The sequence below is a fragment of the Ruminococcus sp. genome, from assembly GCF_016287535.1.
Taxonomy (GTDB): Bacteria; Bacillota; Clostridia; order Oscillospirales; family Ruminococcaceae; genus Ruminococcus.
The window spans coordinates 1-21,181 of the sequence record NZ_JAEFAJ010000035.1; the positions used below are offsets into that span (position 1 = coordinate 1).

25 protein-coding genes and 1 pseudogene are annotated in these 21,181 nt (G+C 49.9%); 7 read left to right on the top strand and 19 right to left on the bottom strand.

Annotated features, from left to right (window positions below; genetic code table 11):
- The 18 genes and pseudogenes from QZZ36_RS11385 to QZZ36_RS11470 form a co-directional block, all read right to left on the bottom strand.
- Positions 1 to 241 (bottom strand): annotated as a pseudogene (locus QZZ36_RS11385) (3-methyl-2-oxobutanoate dehydrogenase subunit beta); the annotation flags it as partial.
- Between the two features lie 45 nt (positions 242 to 286).
- Entirely contained in the window at positions 287 to 493 is a 207-nt protein-coding gene (locus tag QZZ36_RS11390; protein ID WP_294753460.1) for a 4Fe-4S dicluster domain-containing protein, read from the bottom strand.
- Positions 494 to 618: 125 nt separating this feature from the next.
- Entirely contained in the window at positions 619 to 1,275 is a 657-nt protein-coding gene (locus QZZ36_RS11395; RefSeq protein WP_295081552.1) for a cobalamin biosynthesis protein CobQ, read from the bottom strand.
- A gap of 192 nt (positions 1,276 to 1,467) precedes the next feature.
- Positions 1,468 to 2,532, bottom strand: coding sequence for a hypothetical protein (locus tag QZZ36_RS11400; RefSeq protein WP_295081554.1), 1,065 nt, complete (start codon positions 2,530 to 2,532; stop codon positions 1,468 to 1,470).
- Between the two features lie 13 nt (positions 2,533 to 2,545).
- A complete protein-coding gene (locus QZZ36_RS11405) occupies positions 2,546 to 3,112 on the bottom strand; it encodes a sigma-70 family RNA polymerase sigma factor (RefSeq protein ID WP_295081556.1) in 567 nt (188 codons plus the stop codon).
- Between the two features lie 181 nt (positions 3,113 to 3,293).
- Positions 3,294 to 3,530: an acyl carrier protein gene (acpP, locus tag QZZ36_RS11410; protein ID WP_294753468.1), complete on the bottom strand. Its 237-nt coding sequence runs from the start codon at positions 3,528 to 3,530 to the stop codon at positions 3,294 to 3,296.
- A gap of 53 nt (positions 3,531 to 3,583) precedes the next feature.
- Positions 3,584 to 4,390, bottom strand: coding sequence for an acetyl-CoA carboxylase carboxyltransferase subunit alpha (locus QZZ36_RS11415; RefSeq protein ID WP_295081558.1), 807 nt, complete (start codon positions 4,388 to 4,390; stop codon positions 3,584 to 3,586).
- A 2-nt stretch (positions 4,391 to 4,392) separates the two neighbouring features.
- Complete coding sequence (gene accD / locus QZZ36_RS11420; RefSeq protein ID WP_295081560.1) at positions 4,393 to 5,238, bottom strand: acetyl-CoA carboxylase, carboxyltransferase subunit beta; 846 nt, start codon at positions 5,236 to 5,238, stop codon at positions 4,393 to 4,395.
- 22 nt (positions 5,239 to 5,260) lie between these two features.
- On the bottom strand, positions 5,261 to 6,613 hold the full coding sequence (gene accC / locus QZZ36_RS11425; protein WP_295081562.1) for an acetyl-CoA carboxylase biotin carboxylase subunit: 1,353 nt from the start codon (positions 6,611 to 6,613) through the stop codon (positions 5,261 to 5,263).
- Positions 6,614 to 6,635: 22 nt separating this feature from the next.
- Positions 6,636 to 7,079, bottom strand: a complete 444-nt coding sequence (fabZ, locus tag QZZ36_RS11430) for a 3-hydroxyacyl-ACP dehydratase FabZ (protein WP_295081564.1) — start codon at positions 7,077 to 7,079, stop codon at positions 6,636 to 6,638.
- 32 nt (positions 7,080 to 7,111) lie between these two features.
- Complete coding sequence (locus tag QZZ36_RS11435) at positions 7,112 to 7,465, bottom strand: hypothetical protein (RefSeq protein WP_295081566.1); 354 nt, start codon at positions 7,463 to 7,465, stop codon at positions 7,112 to 7,114.
- A gap of 18 nt (positions 7,466 to 7,483) precedes the next feature.
- Positions 7,484 to 8,080, bottom strand: coding sequence for a hypothetical protein (locus QZZ36_RS11440; protein ID WP_295081568.1), 597 nt, complete (start codon positions 8,078 to 8,080; stop codon positions 7,484 to 7,486).
- Positions 8,080 to 8,547, bottom strand: coding sequence for an acetyl-CoA carboxylase biotin carboxyl carrier protein (gene accB / locus QZZ36_RS11445; RefSeq protein WP_295081570.1), 468 nt, complete (start codon positions 8,545 to 8,547; stop codon positions 8,080 to 8,082). Before accB ends, QZZ36_RS11440 begins: the two co-directional genes overlap by 1 nt.
- A gap of 12 nt (positions 8,548 to 8,559) precedes the next feature.
- On the bottom strand, positions 8,560 to 9,819 hold the full coding sequence (fabF, locus tag QZZ36_RS11450; protein ID WP_295081572.1) for a beta-ketoacyl-ACP synthase II: 1,260 nt from the start codon (positions 9,817 to 9,819) through the stop codon (positions 8,560 to 8,562).
- A 77-nt stretch (positions 9,820 to 9,896) separates the two neighbouring features.
- Positions 9,897 to 10,637 (bottom strand): 3-oxoacyl-[acyl-carrier-protein] reductase, encoded by a 741-nt coding sequence (gene fabG / locus QZZ36_RS11455; protein WP_295081574.1) that lies wholly within the window; start codon positions 10,635 to 10,637, stop codon positions 9,897 to 9,899.
- A gap of 105 nt (positions 10,638 to 10,742) precedes the next feature.
- Positions 10,743 to 10,937 carry a DUF4177 domain-containing protein gene (locus QZZ36_RS11460; RefSeq protein WP_295081576.1) on the bottom strand — a complete coding sequence of 65 codons (195 nt, stop codon included), beginning with the start codon at positions 10,935 to 10,937 and terminating at the stop codon, positions 10,743 to 10,745.
- The gene (gene fabK / locus QZZ36_RS11465; protein WP_295081578.1) at positions 10,934 to 11,860 is read right to left on the bottom strand and encodes an enoyl-[acyl-carrier-protein] reductase FabK; all 927 of its coding nucleotides are present in this window, start codon (positions 11,858 to 11,860) and stop codon (positions 10,934 to 10,936) included. The genes QZZ36_RS11460 and fabK overlap by 4 nt, the downstream gene beginning before the upstream one ends.
- A 120-nt stretch (positions 11,861 to 11,980) precedes the next feature.
- Positions 11,981 to 12,967, bottom strand: a complete 987-nt coding sequence (locus tag QZZ36_RS11470) for a beta-ketoacyl-ACP synthase III (RefSeq protein WP_295081581.1) — start codon at positions 12,965 to 12,967, stop codon at positions 11,981 to 11,983.
- A 287-nt stretch (positions 12,968 to 13,254) separates the two neighbouring features.
- Here QZZ36_RS11470 and fabD point away from each other — a divergent pair, with 287 nt between their 5' ends.
- From fabD to guaB, 7 genes are all read left to right on the top strand, one after another.
- Positions 13,255 to 14,163, top strand: coding sequence for an ACP S-malonyltransferase (fabD, locus tag QZZ36_RS11475; RefSeq protein WP_295081583.1), 909 nt, complete (start codon positions 13,255 to 13,257; stop codon positions 14,161 to 14,163).
- Positions 14,160 to 14,996, top strand: coding sequence for a shikimate dehydrogenase (locus QZZ36_RS11480; protein WP_295081585.1), 837 nt, complete (start codon positions 14,160 to 14,162; stop codon positions 14,994 to 14,996). Before fabD ends, QZZ36_RS11480 begins: the two co-directional genes overlap by 4 nt.
- A 2-nt stretch (positions 14,997 to 14,998) precedes the next feature.
- Positions 14,999 to 15,925, top strand: coding sequence for a PHB depolymerase family esterase (locus QZZ36_RS11485; protein WP_295081587.1), 927 nt, complete (start codon positions 14,999 to 15,001; stop codon positions 15,923 to 15,925).
- Positions 15,926 to 15,939: 14 nt separating this feature from the next.
- Positions 15,940 to 16,437: a shikimate kinase gene (locus tag QZZ36_RS11490; protein WP_295081589.1), complete on the top strand. Its 498-nt coding sequence runs from the start codon at positions 15,940 to 15,942 to the stop codon at positions 16,435 to 16,437.
- Positions 16,438 to 16,444: 7 nt separating this feature from the next.
- Positions 16,445 to 17,614 (top strand): amidohydrolase, encoded by a 1,170-nt coding sequence (locus QZZ36_RS11495; RefSeq protein WP_295081592.1) that lies wholly within the window; start codon positions 16,445 to 16,447, stop codon positions 17,612 to 17,614.
- Position 17,615: 1 nt separating this feature from the next.
- Entirely contained in the window at positions 17,616 to 18,833 is a 1,218-nt protein-coding gene (locus tag QZZ36_RS11500) for a leucine-rich repeat protein (protein ID WP_295081594.1), read from the top strand.
- A 178-nt stretch (positions 18,834 to 19,011) separates the two neighbouring features.
- Positions 19,012 to 20,484 carry an IMP dehydrogenase gene (gene guaB, locus QZZ36_RS11505; RefSeq protein WP_295081596.1) on the top strand — a complete coding sequence of 491 codons (1,473 nt, stop codon included), beginning with the start codon at positions 19,012 to 19,014 and terminating at the stop codon, positions 20,482 to 20,484.
- A gap of 52 nt (positions 20,485 to 20,536) precedes the next feature.
- Here guaB and QZZ36_RS11510 read toward each other — a convergent pair whose 3' ends face one another.
- Positions 20,537 to 21,169, bottom strand: a complete 633-nt coding sequence (locus tag QZZ36_RS11510) for a hypothetical protein (protein WP_295081598.1) — start codon at positions 21,167 to 21,169, stop codon at positions 20,537 to 20,539.
- Positions 21,170 to 21,181: the final 12 nt, after the last annotated feature.

A 21,181-nucleotide genomic window follows, 5' to 3' on the forward strand; every position in this document is an offset into this window, starting at 1 on the left:
TCTTGAGTGAGATTACGGGTGAGGACGATGATGTCATTTCACGGTCGCCGGTCGAAGCAACTCCGAGGACCATGTTGATAACAGCGATCTCGGACTCTGCCTGTAAGAATACGCCGCCTGCCTTATGCAAACGCTTTGCCATATAAGCGGCAAGCTCTGTCTGAGGAGTGATAGGATATCCGAAGAAGCATTTACAGCCTGCTCTGATAGCAGCCTCTGCCAGCGCTTCGTTACCCTTCATAAGATTTCTTTCCAAAGCTAAACAGCTCCTTTCAACGAATATAGATTATTTTTCAATAACGATAGCGCAGTCGGGGCACATTGTTGCGCACATTGCACAGCTTATACATGCTGACTGATCGGTACATTCTGCGTAAAAATATCCCTTCTTGTTACGCTTTTCCTTCTGAAGTGCAACGATCTTCTTGGGACAGGCAGCTGTACACAGACCGCAGCCCTTGCAGCGCTCGGTAATAACTGTCATTTTAGCCATACACTTTTTTCTCCTTTCAGATGAAATAATGATTTATGGTCAAATAAGGAATTCGGGGTTCGGAATCCGAGATCAAGCTGCTTTTGCTGGATCACGCATTCCGAATTCCGCATTCCGAATTTTCATCAGCCCCATATGGGCTTTACATATATCTTAGCCGGGAATACATCGGGCTTATCTGCAAGCACGGCTATATCCTCGGGATATACCGTATATATTACAGGAAGCCCTGTGATACGGGAGGTCTCTTCCGCAAAGGGACGCGACCGCTCGATTATGCCAAGGTCGGTCTCAACGCCGAGATTGGTGTTGTTTACTATTGCGGTATGCTTCATGCGGGCAGCCGCCTCTATCTCATACATCAGCTTTGTCACTTCCTCAGCGGTATTGGTGAGGTAGCGGCGCTGATTTATGACGTAGTACATCTCGATACTGTCCCTGAACTGCTCCAATGCTTCGGCATATCGTCCGAGAGCCACGGCTCCTGCGTCATCGCCGCCCACGTCGATTATAAGGCAGTCCTCGTCGGTGGCAAGCTCCACCACGTCGAACTGTATGGACGGGATATCAAGGTTGCTCCTTGCAAAATCGGGAGCTATGAGCCTTATGCCCTTTTCCTCGAAAAGGTCTTTGAAATCGGCAGTTCTGAAATAGGGATTTACAATGTCAAGGTCAACGATAGCTGCGGACTTGCCCTCCGCTGCGGCTTTTACAGCAAGATTTACTGAAAAATTGGTCTTTCCGCTGCCGTAATGACCTGTGATTATCTTAATATTCTTCATAAATATCCTCTTGGCCTCTTTGTGAAAAATCCTACAACTTATATTATATCACTTTAAAACATTAATTGCAAGTGCAATTTTTAGTATCTGACAATGGCGTTTTTGTTGAAAGCAGGCAAAAGCCCCGACTTAAAGTCGGGGCTTCATTTTATCAGAATAAAAGCCAATTGATTTTCAACTGCAAATTACTGGTCAGTCTATCGCTTCAAATCTGCTTTCAAACTCTGAACAGTCATCATCAGCAATTGTGTAATAGCTTATCTGTAATGTAAAGTCGTCATCTATCTTTCTTAAATAAACGATGGTTACTCTGTCGGGGGCGTAATCAACAGATATTCTTATCTTTGCGTACTCCTTGCCGCCAAGCTCTACTGTCTCAGGCTCTGTCACGTTGTACTCTATCCACTCAGTTCCGTCAAATGCTCTTTTGGTTATAAAATCATCAAATGTCACATCTGTCTTGTCAGGAAAACGGCTCTTTGTGTTGATGAATTTGAAATCTACTCTTGTATTATTTTCGTAGTCCGTTGCATCTACGTCCAGGATCTCACTGTCTATTATGTACTTCTCTTCTGGAAACTTAAATCTGTTCTTCATCTGTTGCTCGGTGTATCTATCCTCTCGTGACATATAATTCATGCTCTCACTTCCTCTGAACCTGAACCCTGCATAGTCCGATGTGTACACCTTGCCTTCAAGTGTTCCCTCCCGGAATCCTGCGTCCGCAGCTGTTGTGCTTGCGGTTGTGATCTCTGCGTCCTGAACACCGGTGCTCTGGACATTTGTCTCCGCGGTATTTTCCTGTACTGATGTGGAGACAGTTGTAACTGCCTGTGTTGATGTTGTCCTGACAGAAGATGTGTATTTTGTTTCTGTGCTGTTCTTATCTGTTGCGACAGCCGTTGCCGCAGGAGTGACGCTGCCTCCGCCGTTAATACCGCCGTTTCTGTTCAGAAGTAAAACACTTCCAAGCACAGTTCCTGTTACAAGCACCAGTGAAGCTGCTGTAATGAGGGGTGTGAGCCACACAGGTCTCTTTACGCGGTCAACTCCGCTCACTGTAACCTCATCGCCGCTTATATTATTATCTTTCCTTGTTCTTTCTATTTCTTCCTTTTTCATTTTGTACTTCCTTTCGCTCCCTGCGAGCAGCTTTTCAAACTGCTCTCCGCCTATTTCCGGACAATTTCCTGTAAGCTCGTCCATAGAATCATCCTCTGCGTTTTCAAGCATATCAAATATATTTTTCTTATTCACAGCTGCTCCTCCTTTACCTTGTGATGCCTGCTTCGGCAAGCTTTATCCGAAGCTTGTCCATTGCTCTCGTACATCGTGAACGCACCGACGACGCCGTCATGGAGACCGTCTTTGCTATATCCGACGATCTGCGGTTATAGTAGAACTTCTGGATAAGTATGGTGGAATCCGGCTCGCCCAGCTCTTTTATGTTCCTGAGGAGTATCCTGCGGAGTTCCGAACTGTCAACGCGCTCGTCAACACTGAAATCGGAAACAAGCTCCGTCATATCCTCCTCGTCGGTGAATGCGGCATGGGCTCTCTCGGCAGAAAGGCTCCTGTACCTGTCTATAGCCGTGCGCTTGGCAACAGTGCCGATATATCCCTTTATATCGTTCACATACTTCTCGTCGTACTCGAATTTTATGAATATATCCGCAAACACGTCGCTGAAGCACTCCTCTATGTCCTCCTGGGTGCCGCAGCTCCTGAGCTTATTGAAAATTATCGAGTAAACATATTTTCCGTATTCCTGCATGAGCGCCCTGTGGCATTCAGCAGGAGACCTGCCGAGAAGCTCTCTCAGCTCGCTTCCTGTCATGTTCATCCCTCCCTGCTGTATTATTATTGAAGATCGACCTTTCATAAATAACATTCGGAGCGAAATACGAAAGTGCTGCAAGGTCCGAAAAAAATTTTTCCTTCTTATATATTACCATATTTTTACAGGGGTATCAACAAAAAAATCCCCCGACTTATGGTCGGGGGAATTAATACGCTCATTATTCAGCGTCTGTATTCTTTTCAATATAGTTTACGATGTCTCCTACTGTCTTGATCTCCTCTACTGCCTCGTCGGGGATAGAAAGATCAAACTCGTCCTCGATAGTTGTTATAAGGTCAACAACGTCGAGAGAGTCAGCTCCGAGATCGTCCTGAATGTTTGAATCAAGGTTTACTTCGTCTGCCTCCACACTGAGCTGTTCTGCAATAATATCTTTGAGTTTTTCAAAAATCATTATCTGGTCCTCCATTTTTCTTTTATTTATCTTTATTTTTTGTCAAAACCGGTTCATTCATTGAACGCTCCGATTTTTCTAAATTTAGTATAGCGTTCTTTAAGCAAAACGTCAATATCTTTTTTGCATTTTTCCGATATTTTTTGTGACAAATATTCCTTTATATTTTCTGAAATTTTGTCTAAATCGTTATGAGCGCCTCCGAGGGGCTCCTCTATTATGGCTTCAGCCACGCCCAAACGCACCATATCCTCCGCGGTTATCTTCATTATCTCGCTTGCTTCCTGCTCTCTCGAAGCGTCCTTCCAGAGTATGCTCGCAAAACCTCTGGGAGATAATACGGAATATTCCGCGTTTTCCAGCATTGCCAGCTCGTCGCATACGCCCAGCGCAAGTGCGCCGCCGCTTCCGCCTTCGCCGAGAACTATTGATATTATAGGTGTGCGCAGAGTCATGAACTCCGCGATATTCTTTGCGATAGCCTCGCCCTGTCCGCGCTCCTCAGCCGCTACTCCGCAGAACGCTCCGGGAGTGTCTATGAAGCATATTATCGGACGGTGGAATTTCTCAGCCTGTCTTGCTATCCTGAGAGCCTTTCTGTAGCCCTCCGGGTGAGGCATTGCGAAATTGCAGGCTTTATTCTCGTTGAGGTCTCTGCCCTTTACCTCCGCTATTATGGTGACGGGTGTGCCGTCAAGTCTTGCGATACCGCCGATTATAGCCCTGTCGTCGCCGAAAAGACGGTCGCCGTGCATTTCGTACCAGTCGGTGAATATCTGCGGTATATAATCCTTTATGGTAGGTCTGCCCTTGGTGTGTATGAGCTGAAGGCGTTCCCACGCTGTTTTCTTTTCGTCCATGCTCACGCCTCCTTAGGGTTGTATCCGTGGAGCTTCAGAAGGTGTGAGAGCACGCTTCTGAGCTTCCTGCGCTCAACTATCATATCCACAAAGCCTTTTTCGTACATGAACTCGGCAAGCTGGAAGTCCTCCGGAAGTCTCTGCTTGATAGTTCCCTCGATGACTCTTCTGCCCGCAAAGCCTATTAGCACCTTGGGCTCTGCTATGATTATATCTCCCAAAGACGCAAAGCTGGCGGTAACGCCGCCTGTTGTGGGGTCAGTCATTACGGATATATACAGTCCTCCTGCCTCGCTGTGGAGCTTTACCGCTCCTGAGGTCTTTGCCATCTGCATGAGGGATACTATACCCTCCTGCATACGGGCTCCGCCGGAAGCCGTGAACATGATGACCGGAAGACTATGCTCCGTTGCGTACTCAAAAGCCCTTGTTATCTTCTCGCCTACGATGCTTCCCATAGAACCCATCATAAAACGTGAATCCATTACTCCTATCACTACGGGAGAGCCCTTTATAGACGCCGTACCCGTGATTACTGCTTCGCTGAGACCGGTGCTTGCCCGGAGCTCTGCCTGCTTTTCGGCATAATCAGGGAAATCAAGAGGGTCTGCGCCCTTCATCTTTCCGTCGAACTCCCTGAAGCTGTCCTTGTCAACAGTTATTGCGATACGCTCTGTGGAAGAAAGTCTGCCGTGATAGTTGCACTTGGGGCATACTCTTCTGAGCTCCTCATATTTGGACAGCGGACTCGTGCCCTGACAGCGCGGACATTTGAACATGGGCGGCTTGTATTCCTCTTCGCCCTCTCCCCAGCGCTTCTTAACTACGTTAAAAAAATCTTCAAACAATTCTTTTCACCGCATTCCCGTTTTATTTCTTCTTTTCTTCCATATATCTCTCAAGGAAGCCGTTATCGTACTTTCCTGCCCTGAAATCTGCGTTTCTGATTATTTCAAGCTGAAAATCTATATTTGTGTCAACGCCCTCAACGATGAACTCCGAAAGCGCCCATCTCATCTTGTTTATGGCGTCCTCCCGGTCGGAGCCGTGCGCGATGAGCTTGCTTATCATGGAGTCATAGTAAGGGGTTATGGTATAGCCCTGATACACTGCTCCGTCTATTCTTATTCCAGGACCGCCCGGCATATACAGCGCCGTAATGGTACCCGGTGAGGGACGGAAGCCCTTGTCGGGATTTTCCGCATTTATCCTGCACTCGATAGCGTGACCCCGCATCTTTATATCCTCCTGTTTTATCTCAAGAGGCTTGCCGTCAGCTATCTCTATCTGCGCCTTTACAATGTCGAAGCCCGTTACTTCCTCGGTTATAGGGTGCTCGACCTGTATCCTCGTATTCATTTCCATGAAGTAGAAGTCACGGTTCTCGTCAACGAGGAACTCTATAGTACCTGCGTTATAGTAGCCACACTCCTTTGCGGCTGTCACCGCGGCAGCCCCCATTTTCTGACGTAGCTTCCCGTCCACGATAGGGCTGGGGCACTCCTCCAGCATCTTCTGGTTGCGGCGCTGCATGGAGCAGTCGCGCTCGCAGAGGTGTATATAGTTGCCGTGCTTGTCAGCTATTATCTGTATCTCCACATGGTGGGGATTCACAAGGAATTTTTCGATATATACAGCGTCGTCGCCGAAGAAGTTCTTAGCCTCCTGCTGTGCCGCTGTCATCTGAGCCTCAAGCTCGTCGGGACTGTTAACACGGCGTATGCCGCGTCCGCCGCCGCCTGCGGAAGCCTTTACAAGTACGGGATATCCTGCCTTTTCGGCTATCTTCCTTGCTTCCTTCAGGGTCTTTACAGCTCCCTTTGAGCCGGGGATAACGGGTACTCCGGCTGCTGCCATTGTCTCCTTTGCGGCAGCCTTGTCACCCAGCATTTCTATGGACTTATACGAAGGACCGATAAATACTATCCCGTTAGCTTCACAGAGCTTTGCGAACTCCGCGTTCTCGGAAAGGAAGCCGAAACCGGGGTGGATAGCCTCCGCACCGGTATTGAGAGCCGCCTGTATTATGGCGTTCATATTGAGATAGCTGTCCTTTGTGGCAGGCGGTCCTATACATATCGCCTCGTCAGCTATCTGCGCATGGAGAGAGTTGCGGTCAGCTGTGGAGTATACCGCAACACAGCGTATGCTCAGCTCTCTGCACGCCCTTATTATCCGTACAGCTATCTCGCCTCTGTTGGCGATAAGTACTTTTTTGAACATTTACGATTATCCCCCGTATGGATTATTTATTGTCTGTGACGATAAAGGTTATCTCGCAGGATACAGCCTTTTCGCCGCCTACGGACGCAAGCGCCTGTCCTGTACCCACAGGTCCGCGCTGACGTATCATCTCCACCTCAAGGTCGAGAACGTCGCCGGGAACCACCTGTCTGCGGAACTTTGCCTTGTCGATGCCTCCGAAAAGTCCGAGCTTGCCATTGAACTCAGGCTTTGAGAGCATACATACGGCTCCTGCCTGCGCAAGCATCTCCACCATGAGAACTCCGGGAGTTACCGGATATCCGGGGAAATGTCCCCTAAACCAGAAGTCGTCCTCTTTGATGTACTTCCTTGCGTGTACCCTTACTCCCACTTCCATATCCACTATCTCGTCGATGAGGAGAAAGGGATCGCGGTGAGGGATTATTTCCATTATCTGTTCTTTATTCATAAGTATATCAGCCATTGTTATATCTCCTTTTTCGTACATCAGTGTATTCAGTCACGGTTCTGCTCTCTTCTTGCCTTTTCGCGTATACTGTCGAATGTGATATTCGATATGCTGTCGGAATCGCTCTGGGAGGTGGTCACGGCAAGCCTTGAAAAAGCAGGATATCCGGACTTGTTTTTAAGCTCGTTCTCCGTTTTCTGATGGAGCCAGCCCACAAGAAGATTAAGAGCGGGTATGCCGAGGAACTTCCATGAGGCTATGAGCCAGTGATTGCGGCGCTTCTTGTTGTAGTTCCTGACGGCTTCGATATTATATTCTCTCGCCTCCGCGAACATTTCGGCATTGGTGACGCTTATGCCCCCTGCGTCGATGATATCCTGAGTTATATATTTCCATGCCATGATACACAAAGTCTCCCGTTATCCGAGGAAATCCCCGTCGTCAGGGTGATCCCTGCGTACATTTTCACGTATGCTGTCATAAGTGAGGTCGTTTATATTATCCGAACTGCTGAACACGGAATTGGTGACAAGTCTCTGAAAAGAAGGGTATCCCAGCTGTTTCGAGAAATAGTCCTCCGCCCTCTCATAAAGATATCCTATAATAAAATTTCCGAAGGGGATACCTGCAAGGTACGGTGAAAACGCTATTATGGGCAGCGAAGCAAGGCAAAGGGTCTTCTTGTCACGGCTGCCGTTGTGGAAGGCAAACCAGAACATCAGCCCAAGATAAGCAAGAACTCCCGCTGCACCGAGAACTATCCGCCATACCGGCATACTTGTCTTTGTCGCTGCGTCATAGCTCTCCTGCATATCCAGACTGTTCACAACGCAGAACAGCACATATATCACCTGCGCAGCTATCCATAAGCCGAAGATGATCTTTAACCAGTAACGCTTCTTATAGTTCTTAACAGCTTCTATATTGTACCGTCTTGCTTCCTCGAACATCCCTGGAGATGTGATATTCACGTTGCCTTTTTCTATGATCTCCTGCGTGATGTACCTGTATTCCATTATTTTATGACCATGATAGGCTGGTCGAACTCTACTGCCTGACCGTCGGAGACCAGTATCTGCTCAACTGTTCCGTCGTACTCCGACTGTATCTCGTTCATCAGCTTCATAGACTCGATTATCATTATAATATCGCCCTTCTTCACCTCGTCGCCTGTCTTTACGAAAGGCGGCTTGTCAGGTGAGGGAGCCGAGTAGAATGTGCCTACGATGGGCGATCTTACGATCTTTCCGCTTACCTCCTCAGCCATTGATGCCTCGCTCGCCGCAAGAGTACTCTCAACGGGTACGGAAGTCTGGACTGGTACTGCGGCTGCTACCGGCACAGGCGGCAGGCATTTTCTTCCCTTGAGGGTTATGCTCTTTTCGCCGTTTGCGATAGTAAGCTCAGAAAGATCCTTTTTATTTATTATGTCAGCAAGCTTCTCGATAGTTTCAAGGTCTATCTGACCGTAGATTTTCTCCATTGAATATCCTCCTTAGTCCTTTACCCTTGTGAAACAGAGTGTTGCGTTATGTCCGCCGAATCCAAGCGAATTGGAAAGTACGGCATTGACCTCCTGCTCAATGTTGCCGTTTCCGCAGTAATCGAGGTCGCACTCCTCGTCGGGCACCTTATATCCCACAGTCGCGTGAATGAAGCCCTCCTGTACGGACTTCGCGCATACCACCGCTTCCACAGCGCCTGCTGCGCCGAGAAGATGTCCTATCATGGACTTGGTGGAGCTTATCTTTACTCTTCTTGCGTCCTTCTCGCCCAGAGCGAGCTTTATAGCGGCTGTCTCGTACTTGTCGTTGAGACCTGTCGAGGTGCCGTGTGCGTTTATATAATCTATATCCTCAGGTCTGAGACCTGCTTCCTGCATTGCGAGCTCCATGCCCTTTGCGGCTGCTTCGCCGGAAGGCATGGGCGATGTCATATGATATCCGTCGCAGGTAGCGCCGTAACCTGATATCTCCGCGTATATCTTAGCGCCTCTTGCCTTTGCGTGCTCGTATTCCTCAAGCACGAGAACTGCGCTTCCCTCTCCGAGCACAAAGCCGCTGCGCTCCTTGTCGAAGGGTATGGAAGCTCTTGTAAGATCGGAGGACTTTGTGAGAGCTTTCATATTCGCGAAACCGCCGAAGGTGAATTCAACTCTTGTGGACTCTGTTCCGCCGGCAAGACAGGCGTCAAGGTAGCCGTCCTTAATCTTGCGGAAGGCTTCGCCTATGGAGTGGGCGCTTGAAGCACAGGCGGTGGTTATATCGAAATTGGCGCCTCTGAATCCTGTTTTCATGGATATGGTGCCGGCAGCCATATTGCTTATCATCATGGGGATATAGAATGCGGATACACGGCTCGGACCTTTTTCAAGATACTTGCTGTACTCCGAGAGAGTAAGGTCAACGCCGCCGATTCCGGAACCTACAAGTACGCCTACTCTGTAGGGATCAAGGTCCTTCAGGTCGGTGCCTGCGTCCGTGAGCGCCTCATGCGCTGCGACTACCGCGTACTTTGTGAAGGTATCCATATGCTTTGCTTCCTTCTTGTCGAAGCAGCCTGCCACGCCGTAGTATTCCTCTTCGTTGAAGTCGCGGATCACGCCTGCGATCTTCACTCCCGTGCGCTCGGTATCGAACATATCAATAAACGATATGCCTATCTTATTCTCCTTTATTCCTGCCCAGAACTTTTCAACGCCTGTTCCGAGGGGAGTAACGGCTCCCATTCCCGTGATAACAACTCTTCTGCTCATATTTTTCCCTTTCTGCTATTTATTAAGATTTTTGGTGCGTCCGGAGCTTCTGCCCCATGCTGCGACTGTTGATAATATTACATTGAGAGTCCGCCCGATATCTCTATCACCTGTCCCGTAACGTATGAAGCGTTGTCGGAAACAAGGAAGGATACAACGGAAGCGATCTCCTCAGGCTCGCCGTATCTCCTGAGAGCTACAGCCTCTATCATCTTTGCTTTAAGTTCATCGGAGAGAACATCTGTCATGGGAGTCCTTATAAGTCCCGGCGCAACAGCGTTGCAGGTGATGTTCCTCGAACCGAATTCCTTGGCTGTGGTCTTTGTCATGCCGATTATGGCAGCCTTTGAGGCGGAATAGTTCATCTGTCCGGGGTTGCCGTAAAGTCCGGCTACCGAAGCTACATTTACTATCCTGCCGCTTCTCTGCTTCATCATTACAGATGTGACCTGCTTGGTCATATTGAACACGCTCTTCTGGTTAACAGCGATGACCGCGTCGTATTCCTCCTCGCTCATTCTTGCAAGGAGCTTATCCTTTGTGATGCCTGCGTTGTTCACAAGTGCGTCGATAGTGCCGAAGTCAGCCTTTACCTGCTTCACCATAGCTTCACACTGGTCAAATTTCGATACGTCTGCCGCATAGCACTCAGCCTTTACGCCGAAGCCGCGGCACTCCTCCGCGACCGTGAGAGCCTTTTCCCTGTCGCTGTCGCTGGGATAGTGATTAATTACTACGTCAAAGCCGTCCTGTGCGAGTCTTTTTGCGATGCAGGCGCCTATTCCCTGTGAAGCGCCTGTGATTATTGCTGTTGCCATTATTGTTTCCTCCGTTTTCCTTGGACTGATGCTTTCATTCTATCATGACTTCACGCAGTTTTGAACGTGAAGAATGTCATTTTCTCAGTTACAAATGTAACTTTCTCAGTATTCAAATATCATGTCATATTCGATCAGGGCGCCGTATCCGCCCAGCTGTACCGGTACATTTCCAACATACCTGCAGCCCTGTGCAGCCATATCCTCTATCACCTGACGGGGACTCATCTTGCCGTTCTCGGTCTTGTGATAGTATTTGCCGCCGATACTGCTCTTCATCCTTACATACTTGTATCTCATAGCTTCAGGAGCCTCTCCGCTCCGTCGTTTATTTCCTTTACGATGTCAGCGCAGGACTTTATGTCGTTGACCATGCCGGATATAGCTCCGCAGAGGAAGGATCCGCTTTCCACATCGCCGTCAACTACGGCTCTGCGGAGAGCTCCCACTGTGAGCTGCTCGAACTCTTCGGGAGAGAGCGTGCCCTCCTTCTCGCCTGTGGCAAGCTTCTTTGCGAACTTGGTCTTTATATTCCTGCACGGGTGACCGGTATAGCGTCCCGTTACTATATTGTCCGTATCCTTTGCCTTTATGACGAGGTCCTTGAAAGTGGGGTGTATCTGACACTCCTCCGAAGCAAGGAAGCGTGTGCCTATCTGTACGCCCTCAGCACCAAGCATGAAGGCTGCCGCCATACCTCTGCCGTCGGCGATTCCGCCTGCCGCGATGACCGGTATCTCCACCGCGTCCACCACCTGAGGAACGAGACACATGGTCGTATTCTCGCCGATATGTCCTCCGGACTCCGTACCCTCAGCGATAACGGCGTCAGCTCCGGACTTCTCCATTCTCTTCGCAAGAGCTACAGAGGGAACTACAGGCATTACCTTTATACCTGCTTCCTTCCATGCAGCCATATACTTTCCGGGGTTGCCGGCACCTGTGGTGATGACCTTAACGCCCTCGTCTATGCAGAGCTGCGCGAGGTCGTCGGCATTGGGGCTCATAAGCATTATATTTACGCCGAAGGGCTTGTTTGTCTTTTCCTTGCAGAGACGTATCTGCTCACGCAGATAGTCTATTGGAGCACTGCCGCCTGCGATAAGACCTATTCCGCCTGCGTTTGATACTGCGGAAGCGAGTGTGTGCTCGGCTACCCATGCCATACCGCCCTGTATTATGGGGTATTCGCAGCCGAGAAGCTCAGTGATGCGTGTTTTCATAGTAGTAGTTCTCCTTCTGTTATTGAGCACTTAGCCTTTAGCTATCAGCTTTTAGCCTGTTGTGTGCCCTTACGGACATTAATTGAAATTACATAGGCTAACGGCTAATAGCTGAAAAAATCAGTATTCCAGTATTATTCCGCCGTAGGTGAGACCTGCTCCGAAGCCGATGAGAGCAAGCTTCTGTCCGCGCTTTATCAGTCCCTTTTCTATGCCCTCGCAGAGCGCAAGAGGTATGGAAGCGCTTGAAGTATTGCCGTAATGGTCAAGGGTAACTATGAACTTCTCCATAGGTGCGCCCAGCTTCTTGGCGGCTGTCTCTATTATCCTTATGTTCGCCTGATGAGGCACGAACCAGTCTATATCGTCCTTTGTGATGTTCACCTTTGCGGCTGCCATCTCAAAGGCTCTCGGCAGCGCCTGCACAGCGAACTTGTATACCTCCTTGCCGTTCTGGCGGAGCTTGTGGAGCTCCATTTCCGGGAAGGGGTCCCTGAACCCGTTCTTCAGCGCTACCTCCGGCGCTACGTTCAGTGCCCTTGCGCAGAGCAGCTCCGCGCCGCTTCCGTCCGAGCCGAGATGTGATGAAAAGAGCTTGCCGCTCTTCTCGACTACTGCTGCGGCAGCTCCGTCGCCGAAGAGTATGCACGACGCTCTGTCAGAAAAGTCGATGAAGCGAGAGAGGGATTCGTTTGCGACTACAAGCACGTACTTCATATCATCGTCCGTTTCGAGGAAACGCCTTGCCGTATCCAGCGCATAGACGAATCCCGAACAGGCTGCGTTCATATCGAACGCGGCTGCGTTCACAGCTCCCGTCTGGTGCTGTATTATGCTCGACATACTCGGAGTGTGGAAATCAGACGTTGCCGTACATGATATCACAAGTCCTATATCCGCAGGGTCTATGCCTGCCGACTTTATGGCGCTCATTGCAGCCTGTCTGCCCATATACCACGTCGGCTCCCAGCCTGCCATAGGGCGCTCCTTTATGCCCGTTCTTGAGCTTATCCACTCGTCGTTGGTGTCTATGAAACGGGTGAAGTCATCGTTTGTCAGTACCTGATCCGGTACATATCTTCCCATTCCCAAAATGCTTATGCCCATTAAAAAGCTCCTTAGAATCAATAAAATTATGAAAATACAGTTGTAAAAACCGTAATTTTATGTTATAGTAGTAATATCGGTACCGCCGGAGGAGACAGTTTTCCCCTTAACGGCGGGATACCACACATATTATATTGTAAATCATTTTGAGGTTTTTTGCAACGATATTTCAGCACTTTGATAATTTAAAGACAAAATATCGTCACTTCTCACAAATTTGCAATTAGGCAATAGGTTATTTTCGCCAATACCATTGGGGATAACATACAGAAAGGAAGTTATTTATTATGACAATTGCACTATTTTCAGGACAGGGTTCGCAGTACGAGGGCATGGGCAAAGACATAGCTGAAGCTATGCCGGAACTCATGGAGGTATACGACACCGGCTCGGAGATACTCGGCACCGACCTGAAAAATATCTGCTTCAACGCACCTCTTGACGAGCTTTCAAGGACTATCAACTCTCAGCCGGCTATAATGGCTACTTCCATAGTATGCCTGAAAGCCGCACAGTCCAAGGGCTTCACCTTTGACGGAGTCGCAGGACATTCCCTCGGCGAATACGCCGCAATGTACGCTTCCGGAATGATATCACTTGAGGACGCTTTCCGTCTTATAAAGGCAAGGGCTGCCGCTATGGAGGAGGCTACGGCTTCCGCTTCGGGTGCCATGGCTGCGGTCATGAAAATAGCTCCCGAAGAAGTGGAGAGAGTATGCGGCGAGGCGAAGGAATATGTCACCGCCGTAAACTACAATTCACCTGCTCAGACTGTCATTGCGGGAACCCCGGAGGGCATCGCAGAGGTAAGCGAGGTATTTGCTGAAATGAAGGCAAGAGTGATACCCCTTAATGTAGCGGGCGCTTTCCACTCAAAGCTCATGCAGCCTGCTGCTGACAAATTCTACGAGACCGCAAAGACAATAAAGTTCAGCACACCCGGAGTGAAGTATTATTCCAACCTCACGGGCGGCGAACTCACGGATTTCTCGGACATGGCGACCATGCTTGCAAAGCACATAGTATCACCTGTACGCTTCACCTCCGAGCTTGCTGCCATGCAGGAGGCGGGCACCGACGTATTCGTGGAATTCGGTCCCGGAAGAACACTCACCGGACTTGTCAAAAAGACGCTCAAGGATATAACTGCTGTGAATGTCGAAGACCTTGAAACACTTGGAGGATTATTATCATGAACAGATTCGCACTCATCGGTCACCCTCTCGGACATTCAATGTCCCCTCTCATACATGAAAAGCTCTTCGCACTCAGCGGACTGGAAGATACCTCCTATGAGCTCATTGACATCGCTCCGGAGGATATAACAGGCAGCCGCGGTCTTCTTGAAAGTCTCCGCGGTCTCAATGTGACTATCCCCCACAAGCAGACCGTCATCGCTCTTACAGACGAGCTTGCGGAAAGCGCTCTCCGCTATAACTCCGTCAACTGCATAAGCAACGACGGCGGAAAGCTCGTGGGCTACAATACCGACTGCGACGGCTTCCTGCGCTCAGCGGAGCTGCTCCCTGTTGGCGGAAATGTGGCTATCCTCGGCTGCGGCGGCGTCGGAAGAATGATAGCTATAGAGGTGGCACGCCACGGCGGAAATATCACCCTTGCAGTTATCCCTCAGGACGTTAAGAACGCGCAGATACTCATGGCTGAGATACTGGCAAAATGCAGCGGCGCTTCCGTAAGGATAGCTGATATATCCACTCTCGACGGCAGCTATGACCTGCTAATAAACGCTACTCCCGTGGGTATGTACCCAAAGGTGGACGCCTGCGCGGTAAGCGACACCGTCATTGAAAACTGCGGCAGCGTCTTCGACGTTATCTACAACCCCACCGAGACTCTTCTCATGAAGAAGGCACGAGCTCTCGGAAAGGTGGCTGTGGGAGGCGCTTCAATGCTGGTATATCAGGCTGTGAAGGCTCATGAGATATGGTACGGCGGCAGCTTCAATGCCGAGGATATCTCCGGTATAATCAAAGATGTCGAAAATGCTGTTGACAGCATGAACAAGTGAATATGAGACACGTTTGCGGAATAAAGAGCAGGACATTCCTGCTCCTTTGTCCTTTTCTGCTGATATACGGACTGCTTTCCGGCTGCGGAAGCGAAAAAAACAGACCTCAGCCGGCACTGCCTGAGCTGAAGGATATTTCCCTTATCAGTGACAACCGGTATTCCTGCACATTCGATTCCTTAAAGCATGATTTCATCGTTGACCTCCCCGACAATGCCGAAAACGCCCCCCTTGTACTTATGCTCCACGGCTACGGCCATACCGCCGAGAGCTTCCGCACATCGGTGCAGTTTGAAAAAACTGCCAATCCTGCCGGCTATGCGGTGGTCTATGTCACCGGCGCTGCCGACCCGGAGGACAGATCATCGTCAACAGGCTGGAATGCCGGCGCAGGAACAAGTCAGAACAGAGACACCGAGTTTCTGAAAGCTCTTGCGAGGTATCTTCAGAAGGAGTATTCCCTCGACAGGAACAGGACTTACGCAGCAGGCTTCAGCAACGGCGGGTTCATGGCACACAGGCTGGCTGCGGAAGCCGGAGACACCTTCTCCGCCCTTGTAAGCGTTGCAGGAATAATGACGGACAGCGTATGGGAAAACAGGAAAAACCAAAACAGTGTGAGTTTCTTTCAGATAACAGGCGCAAAGGACGATGTTGTTCCCAAGAACAGCGACGGTACCGCGAAATATTCCAAGTTTCCAGCAATTGAGGACGTTATGGCGTACTGGACTGAGTCAAACGGCGCTGTACTGACTGAGGAGTCGGATATCAGCAAACACGCTGTACTGAAAAAATACGAAAACAAGGATAAGAATATTCAGGTCTGGGACCTGCTCGTAAAAAACGGCGGCCACGAATGGCCTAAGGAAAACTTCAGCGGATTCGATACAAACGCTCTGATACTTGAGTTCTTCGAGGCTCAGAAGTAAAAAAGGAGAATAATATGACTGTTTTTTTATGCGGCTTTATGGGCTGCGGAAAATCAACTATAGGCAAGCTCGCGGCTAAAAAGCTGGGCTGCGGCTTCTGCGACACGGACGATATAATTGTACGCACCCTCGAAATGACTATCCCTGAGATATTCGAGAAAAAAGGCGAGCCCTTCTTCCGTCAGACCGAAGCTGAGATAGTAAAGTCCCTCTGCGGCAAGACAACTGTCGCTGCCTGCGGCGGCGGCGCTATGCTCAATCCCGATACCGCAAAGGCTGCAAAAGACGCAGGCGCGGCTGTGGTATTCCTCGACGTCCCCTTTGAAGTCTGCTACGAGCGCATAAAGGACGATACCAACCGCCCTATCGTTGTCAGCTCCACAAAGGAACAGCTCGAAGAGCTTTACAACTCACGCAGGGACATCTATCTGAAACATTCGACCATAAGACTTGAGTGCAGCGGCAGCCCCGTCGAAAACGCGGAGCTTATCGCACGTTCACTCAGAAAGTGAGCGGACTATGCTTATCTATAACGCTGAGATACACACTATGGACTCACAGGGAGTTATCCCCTGCGGCTGGGTCGAAACAGAAGGCGGCAGCATAAAAACTGTCGGTGATGGCGTTCCAGCGGACATACCTGCTGACGCTGTAGACGCGGACGGCGGTATGCTGCTTCCAGGCTTCATAGACGCACACACCCACCTTGGCATAATCGAGGACAGCCTCGACTTCGAGGGGGACGACTGCAACGAGTCCACCGATCCCTTTACACCTCAGATGAGGGCTATCGACGGTATCAACCCATTTGACCGCTGCTTTGAGGACGCTCGTACGCGGGGCATAACCACCGTGGCTTCAGGTCCTGGCAGCGCAAACGCCTGCGGCGGAGAGATAGCGGCTATAAAAACTTATGGCAGACGTATCGACGATATGCTTATAAAAAGCTGCGGAATAAAATTCGCTCTCGGCGAGAACCCCAAGAACGTATACAACGGACGTGAGGAAACTCCCGTGACCCGTATGGCGATAGCCGCCCTTATCCGTGAGGGACTCTACAAGGCTCGCCGCTACGTACACGATATGGACAGCTACTACTCCGACAGCGAGAACTACGACCCGCCTGAGTATGATATCAAGTGCGAGGCACTCATGCCTCTCCTTGACCGCAAGGTAAAGGCTTTCTTCCACTGCCACCGCGCAGACGATATATGCACAGCCATGCGCATAGCCAAGGAATTCGGTCTCGACCCCGTCATAATCCACGGCACGGAGGGTCAGCTCATTGCGGATATAATCGCCGCGGAAGAGATACCCGTGATATGCGGTCCTCTGATATGCGACCGCTGCAAGCCCGAAATGAAGGGACTTGAACTGAAAAATGCTTCTCTCCTCCACGAGAGCGGCGTAAAAATAGCCATATGCACAGACCATACGGTCATACCCGTACAGTACCTGCCTCTGTCCGCACAGGCTGCGGTCAAGGGAGGTCTCGGCTTCGGTGAAGCTCTGAAAACTCTCACAATAAACCCTGCCGCCATACTCGGAATCGACGATGTTACCGGCTCCGTCACAGAGGGAAAGGACGCTGATATACAGCTCTACCGGAAGGGGGACAATCCCCTCGACCTCATGTCCGAGCCGCTGCTCGTAATGATAAGCGGCAATATCTGCCGCAGGGAGATATGATATGAAAAAGGCTCTTTCTGCCATTCTTACAGCCGCCGCACTTCTGACTTCTGCCGCAGCAGATGTTTTTGCGGCGGACACTGCTTCTGACAGCTTCGCGCTGAAATATACTGTGAACGGCAAGGAAGTGACAGTCACAGGCTGCACCGGAAGCACAGATGTACTGAAAATACCGTCAGAGATAAAAGGACTTCCGGTAACGGCTGTAGCTGAAAACGCCTTTTCCGGCAATGCTGATATCACCGCCTGCATACTCCCGGACAGCATAAAGACTGTGGGCGCAAAAGCCTTCAGCACCTGTCCTGTCCTGAATAGTATCACTGTCGGAAAAAATGTATCGTTCATCGGTGATTACGCATTTACTGCCTGTCCTGAACTGGCTTCATTTACCGTGGACAAGGACAACCCCACGTATACCGCTGTCAGCTCCTGTCTTTACAGCAGGAGCGGCGATACTCTTCTTGCATACGCAGGCGGCAGTAACGCTGTAGTGCCCGACAGGACAAAAGCTGTCGGCAAGGGCGCTTTTTTCGGCAGAGCTGATATCACTTCGGTATCTTTGCCGAAAACAGTTACAGCCATTGGTGACAATGCCTTTTCCGGCTGCCTTTCACTGAACAGGATAACTATACCCGACTCTGTGACAAAGCTCGGTAAGGGCTGCTTCATGAGCTGCAGCTCCCTCGAAAGCGTCAGCTTGGGAGGAGCCCTCGCGGCGATACCCGAAAACTGCTTCCATTCCTGCAACAGCCTGAAAAATGTTTCCATTTCCGGCGGTATAACCTCTGTCGGCGACAACGCCTTTTACAGCTGCACAGGGCTCGGAAGTATATATATCCCTTCATCGGTGACTTCTGTAGGTAAGGACGCCGTCGGAAGAAGATACGACGTGAGGAGCTCCTCCTCGGAAAATATATCAGGCTTCGTCATAACCGGCGCAAAGGGCTCTGCCGCGGAAAAATACGCCTCGGAATACGGTATTGCCTTCAGGGAGTTCATGGTAAAGAAAGGTGACGTCAACTGTGACGGCTTTACCGACGCGGTGGACGCTTCCGCTGTGCTTGCAGAGTACGCGCGTATGTCCTCGGACAAGTCCCCCCTGTTCACCTCCGAACAAAAGCAGGCTGCCGACTGGAACGGCGACGGCTTCACCGACGCGGTGGACGCTTCCGGCATACTCGCCGAATACGCAAGGCTCTCGTCAGAGAAATCCGCATAAATGCACGGTCAGCACTTTAACACTGAGTTACTTTAGTATAACACATTGCTTTTTTCGCCAAAACCCGACCATTTTTGAAAATAAAATTCTATGCGCGACCAACTTCCCAAACTATTGACATAAGCCGCAAAAAATAGTATCATTAAAGTTAATATCACAAATGCAAGGAGGAATTTTTATGCTGACTGACATGAACAGCAAATTTCAGAAGGAAGGTCTTACTTTCGACGATGTGCTGCTTATCCCCGCTGAATCAAACGTGACGCCCAACATGATCCAGATCGGTACTCAGCTCACAAAAACCGTTCGGCTCAATACTCCGATCATGACTGCCGCTATGGACACCGTTACTGATTCACGTATGGCTATCGCTATCGCACGTGAGGGCGGTATCGGTATTATCCACAAGAATATGACCATTGAACAGCAGGCTGACGAGGTGGACAAGGTAAAGAGAAGTGAAAACGGCGTTATCGTAAACCCGTTCTCACTCACCGAGGATCACATCGTTGCAGACGCTGACGAGATCATGGGCAAATTCAAGATCTCAGGCGTTCCTATCGTTGATGGCAAGGGCAAGCTCGTTGGTATCATCACCAACAGAGATATGCGCTTCCTTACAGATTTTACCGCAAAGATCTCCGATGTTATGACAAAGGACAACCTTATCACGGCTCCCGTCGGCACTAATCTCGAACAGGCTCAGGAAATCCTCCGCGCACACAAGATCGAAAAGCTCCCTATCGTTGACGAGGCAGGCTACCTCAAGGGACTTATCACTATAAAGGATATCGAAAAATCCGTACAGTACCCCAATTCCGCACGTGACAGCAAGGGCAGACTTCTCTGCGGAGCCGCTATCGGCGTTACCGCAAATGTCCTCGAAAGAGCACAGGCTCTCATCGACGCTCAGGTCGATGTTCTCGTTCTCGACTCCGCTCACGGCCACAGCGCAAACATCATCAAATGCCTGAAAATGGTCAAGGAAGCTTTCCCGGAGATACCTGTCATCGCAGGAAATATCGCTACGGCAGAAGCTGCCGAGGCTCTTATCGCTGCCGGCGCTGACTGCCTGAAGGTAGGTATCGGACCCGGTTCTATCTGTACCACACGTGTAGTAGCAGGTATAGGCGTTCCTCAGATAACAGCGGTATATGACGTTGCCTGCGTCGCTCAGAAATACGGTATCCCCGTTATCGCTGACGGCGGTATCAAATACTCCGGCGATATCGTAAAGGCTCTCGCGGCAGGCGCAAATGTAGTCATGCTCGGCTCGCTCCTTGCAGGCTGTGCAGAAGCTCCCGGCGAAACTGAGATATATCAGGGGCGTCAGTTCAAGGTATACAGAGGCATGGGCAGTCTCGGCGCTATGGCTTGCGGCTCCAAGGACAGATACTTCCAGGAGGGCGCAAAGAAGCTCGTTCCTGAGGGCGTTGAGGGACGTGTTCCCTTCAAGGGTCCCCTTGCAGATACTATTTTCCAGCTCGTTGGCGGTATCCGTTCAGGTATGGGCTACTGCGGCTGCGTAGATATCCCCACGCTCCACGAAAAGGCAAAGTTCATCCGCATCACAGGTGCCGGACTCAAGGAGAGCCACCCGCACGATATCTATATCACCAAGGAAGCTCCCAACTATTCAACTCAGATATAAGCAGCGTGACGCTGCAAAAAAAGACCGCATAATGCGGTCTTTTTCTTATGCTTTAATATATAACGTACGGCTCTCCGTCTATGGTATACACACAGAGATAGACATAGTCGCCAAGTCTCTCTTTGAGCGAGTATGTACCGCCGTTGTTGTTCTCCTTCTTAACGTAGGTACAGTTCACCATGAGACACTTTTTGTTTTTAGCCTTTACACCAGGCATTGCGCTTTCCAGATGCTGGTCATAGACTTCAAATTCTTTTCCGTTTGCATTCTCCATACCGTCTATAAGCACGAAGTCAAAACTGTAATCAGTTCCTGTGTACTCTTTTATAAGGTCATATTCCTTGTCAAGAAATTCCTGCGTGCTCGCAAATCCGGAAGATTCAAGCGTATACTTCAGGAAATCAGGGTGGAGCGCTTTTTCAAGGTATTCGGGTTTCTTTTCTGAAATGGCATAGAAGTAATCGGCTATCTTTGCGCACTCAGCCTCAGTTACAAATCTTGGGTCGCGGTCAACTCCTATTGGAGTATCGTACTCCTCCGGAAGCACCTTCCTGTATTCGCCGCCGTAAGGCATATCCTTCAGTTTCAGGGTCTCGTCGTCCTTGCTGCTGCACGATACCGCCGCAGAAACAGTCATTACTGCCGCTGCAAGAAGCGCTGCCGCTCTTGCGATAAACTTCTTCATTTCAGATCCCGT

Excerpts from the sequence above, each read along its gene's own strand:
- QZZ36_RS11435 (WP_295081566.1), bottom strand. The coding sequence starts at position 7,465 with ATGGCATGGAAATATATAACTCAGGATATCATCGACGCAGGGGGCATA.
- fabG (WP_295081574.1), bottom strand. The coding sequence starts at position 10,637 with ATGGCAACAGCAATAATCACAGGCGCTTCACAGGGAATAGGCGCCTGC.
- QZZ36_RS11415 (WP_295081558.1), bottom strand. The coding sequence starts at position 4,390 with ATGGACGAAAAGAAAACAGCGTGGGAACGCCTTCAGCTCATACACACC.
- QZZ36_RS11395 (WP_295081552.1), bottom strand. The coding sequence starts at position 1,275 with ATGAAGAATATTAAGATAATCACAGGTCATTACGGCAGCGGAAAGACC.
- QZZ36_RS11440 (WP_295081568.1), bottom strand. The coding sequence starts at position 8,080 with ATGGAATACAGGTACATCACGCAGGAGATCATAGAAAAAGGCAACGTG.
- QZZ36_RS11470 (WP_295081581.1), bottom strand. The coding sequence starts at position 12,967 with ATGGGCATAAGCATTTTGGGAATGGGAAGATATGTACCGGATCAGGTA.
- fabZ (WP_295081564.1), bottom strand. The coding sequence starts at position 7,079 with ATGGCTGATATACTTATGAATAAAGAACAGATAATGGAAATAATCCCT.
- guaB (WP_295081596.1), top strand. The coding sequence starts at position 19,012 with ATGCTGACTGACATGAACAGCAAATTTCAGAAGGAAGGTCTTACTTTC.
- acpP (WP_294753468.1), bottom strand. The coding sequence starts at position 3,530 with ATGATTTTTGAAAAACTCAAAGATATTATTGCAGAACAGCTCAGTGTG.
- QZZ36_RS11500 (WP_295081594.1), top strand. The coding sequence starts at position 17,616 with ATGAAAAAGGCTCTTTCTGCCATTCTTACAGCCGCCGCACTTCTGACT.
- QZZ36_RS11485 (WP_295081587.1), top strand. The coding sequence starts at position 14,999 with ATGAGACACGTTTGCGGAATAAAGAGCAGGACATTCCTGCTCCTTTGT.
- QZZ36_RS11495 (WP_295081592.1), top strand. The coding sequence starts at position 16,445 with ATGCTTATCTATAACGCTGAGATACACACTATGGACTCACAGGGAGTT.
- fabD (WP_295081583.1), top strand. The coding sequence starts at position 13,255 with ATGACAATTGCACTATTTTCAGGACAGGGTTCGCAGTACGAGGGCATG.
- fabF (WP_295081572.1), bottom strand. The coding sequence starts at position 9,819 with ATGAGCAGAAGAGTTGTTATCACGGGAATGGGAGCCGTTACTCCCCTC.
- QZZ36_RS11480 (WP_295081585.1), top strand. The coding sequence starts at position 14,160 with ATGAACAGATTCGCACTCATCGGTCACCCTCTCGGACATTCAATGTCC.
- QZZ36_RS11490 (WP_295081589.1), top strand. The coding sequence starts at position 15,940 with ATGACTGTTTTTTTATGCGGCTTTATGGGCTGCGGAAAATCAACTATA.
- QZZ36_RS11510 (WP_295081598.1), bottom strand. The coding sequence starts at position 21,169 with ATGAAGAAGTTTATCGCAAGAGCGGCAGCGCTTCTTGCAGCGGCAGTA.
- QZZ36_RS11405 (WP_295081556.1), bottom strand. The coding sequence starts at position 3,112 with ATGACAGGAAGCGAGCTGAGAGAGCTTCTCGGCAGGTCTCCTGCTGAA.
- fabK (WP_295081578.1), bottom strand. The coding sequence starts at position 11,860 with ATGAAAACACGCATCACTGAGCTTCTCGGCTGCGAATACCCCATAATA.
- accB (WP_295081570.1), bottom strand. The coding sequence starts at position 8,547 with ATGGAGAAAATCTACGGTCAGATAGACCTTGAAACTATCGAGAAGCTT.
- accC (WP_295081562.1), bottom strand. The coding sequence starts at position 6,613 with ATGTTCAAAAAAGTACTTATCGCCAACAGAGGCGAGATAGCTGTACGG.
- QZZ36_RS11390 (WP_294753460.1), bottom strand. The coding sequence starts at position 493 with ATGGCTAAAATGACAGTTATTACCGAGCGCTGCAAGGGCTGCGGTCTG.
- QZZ36_RS11460 (WP_295081576.1), bottom strand. The coding sequence starts at position 10,937 with ATGAGATACAAGTATGTAAGGATGAAGAGCAGTATCGGCGGCAAATAC.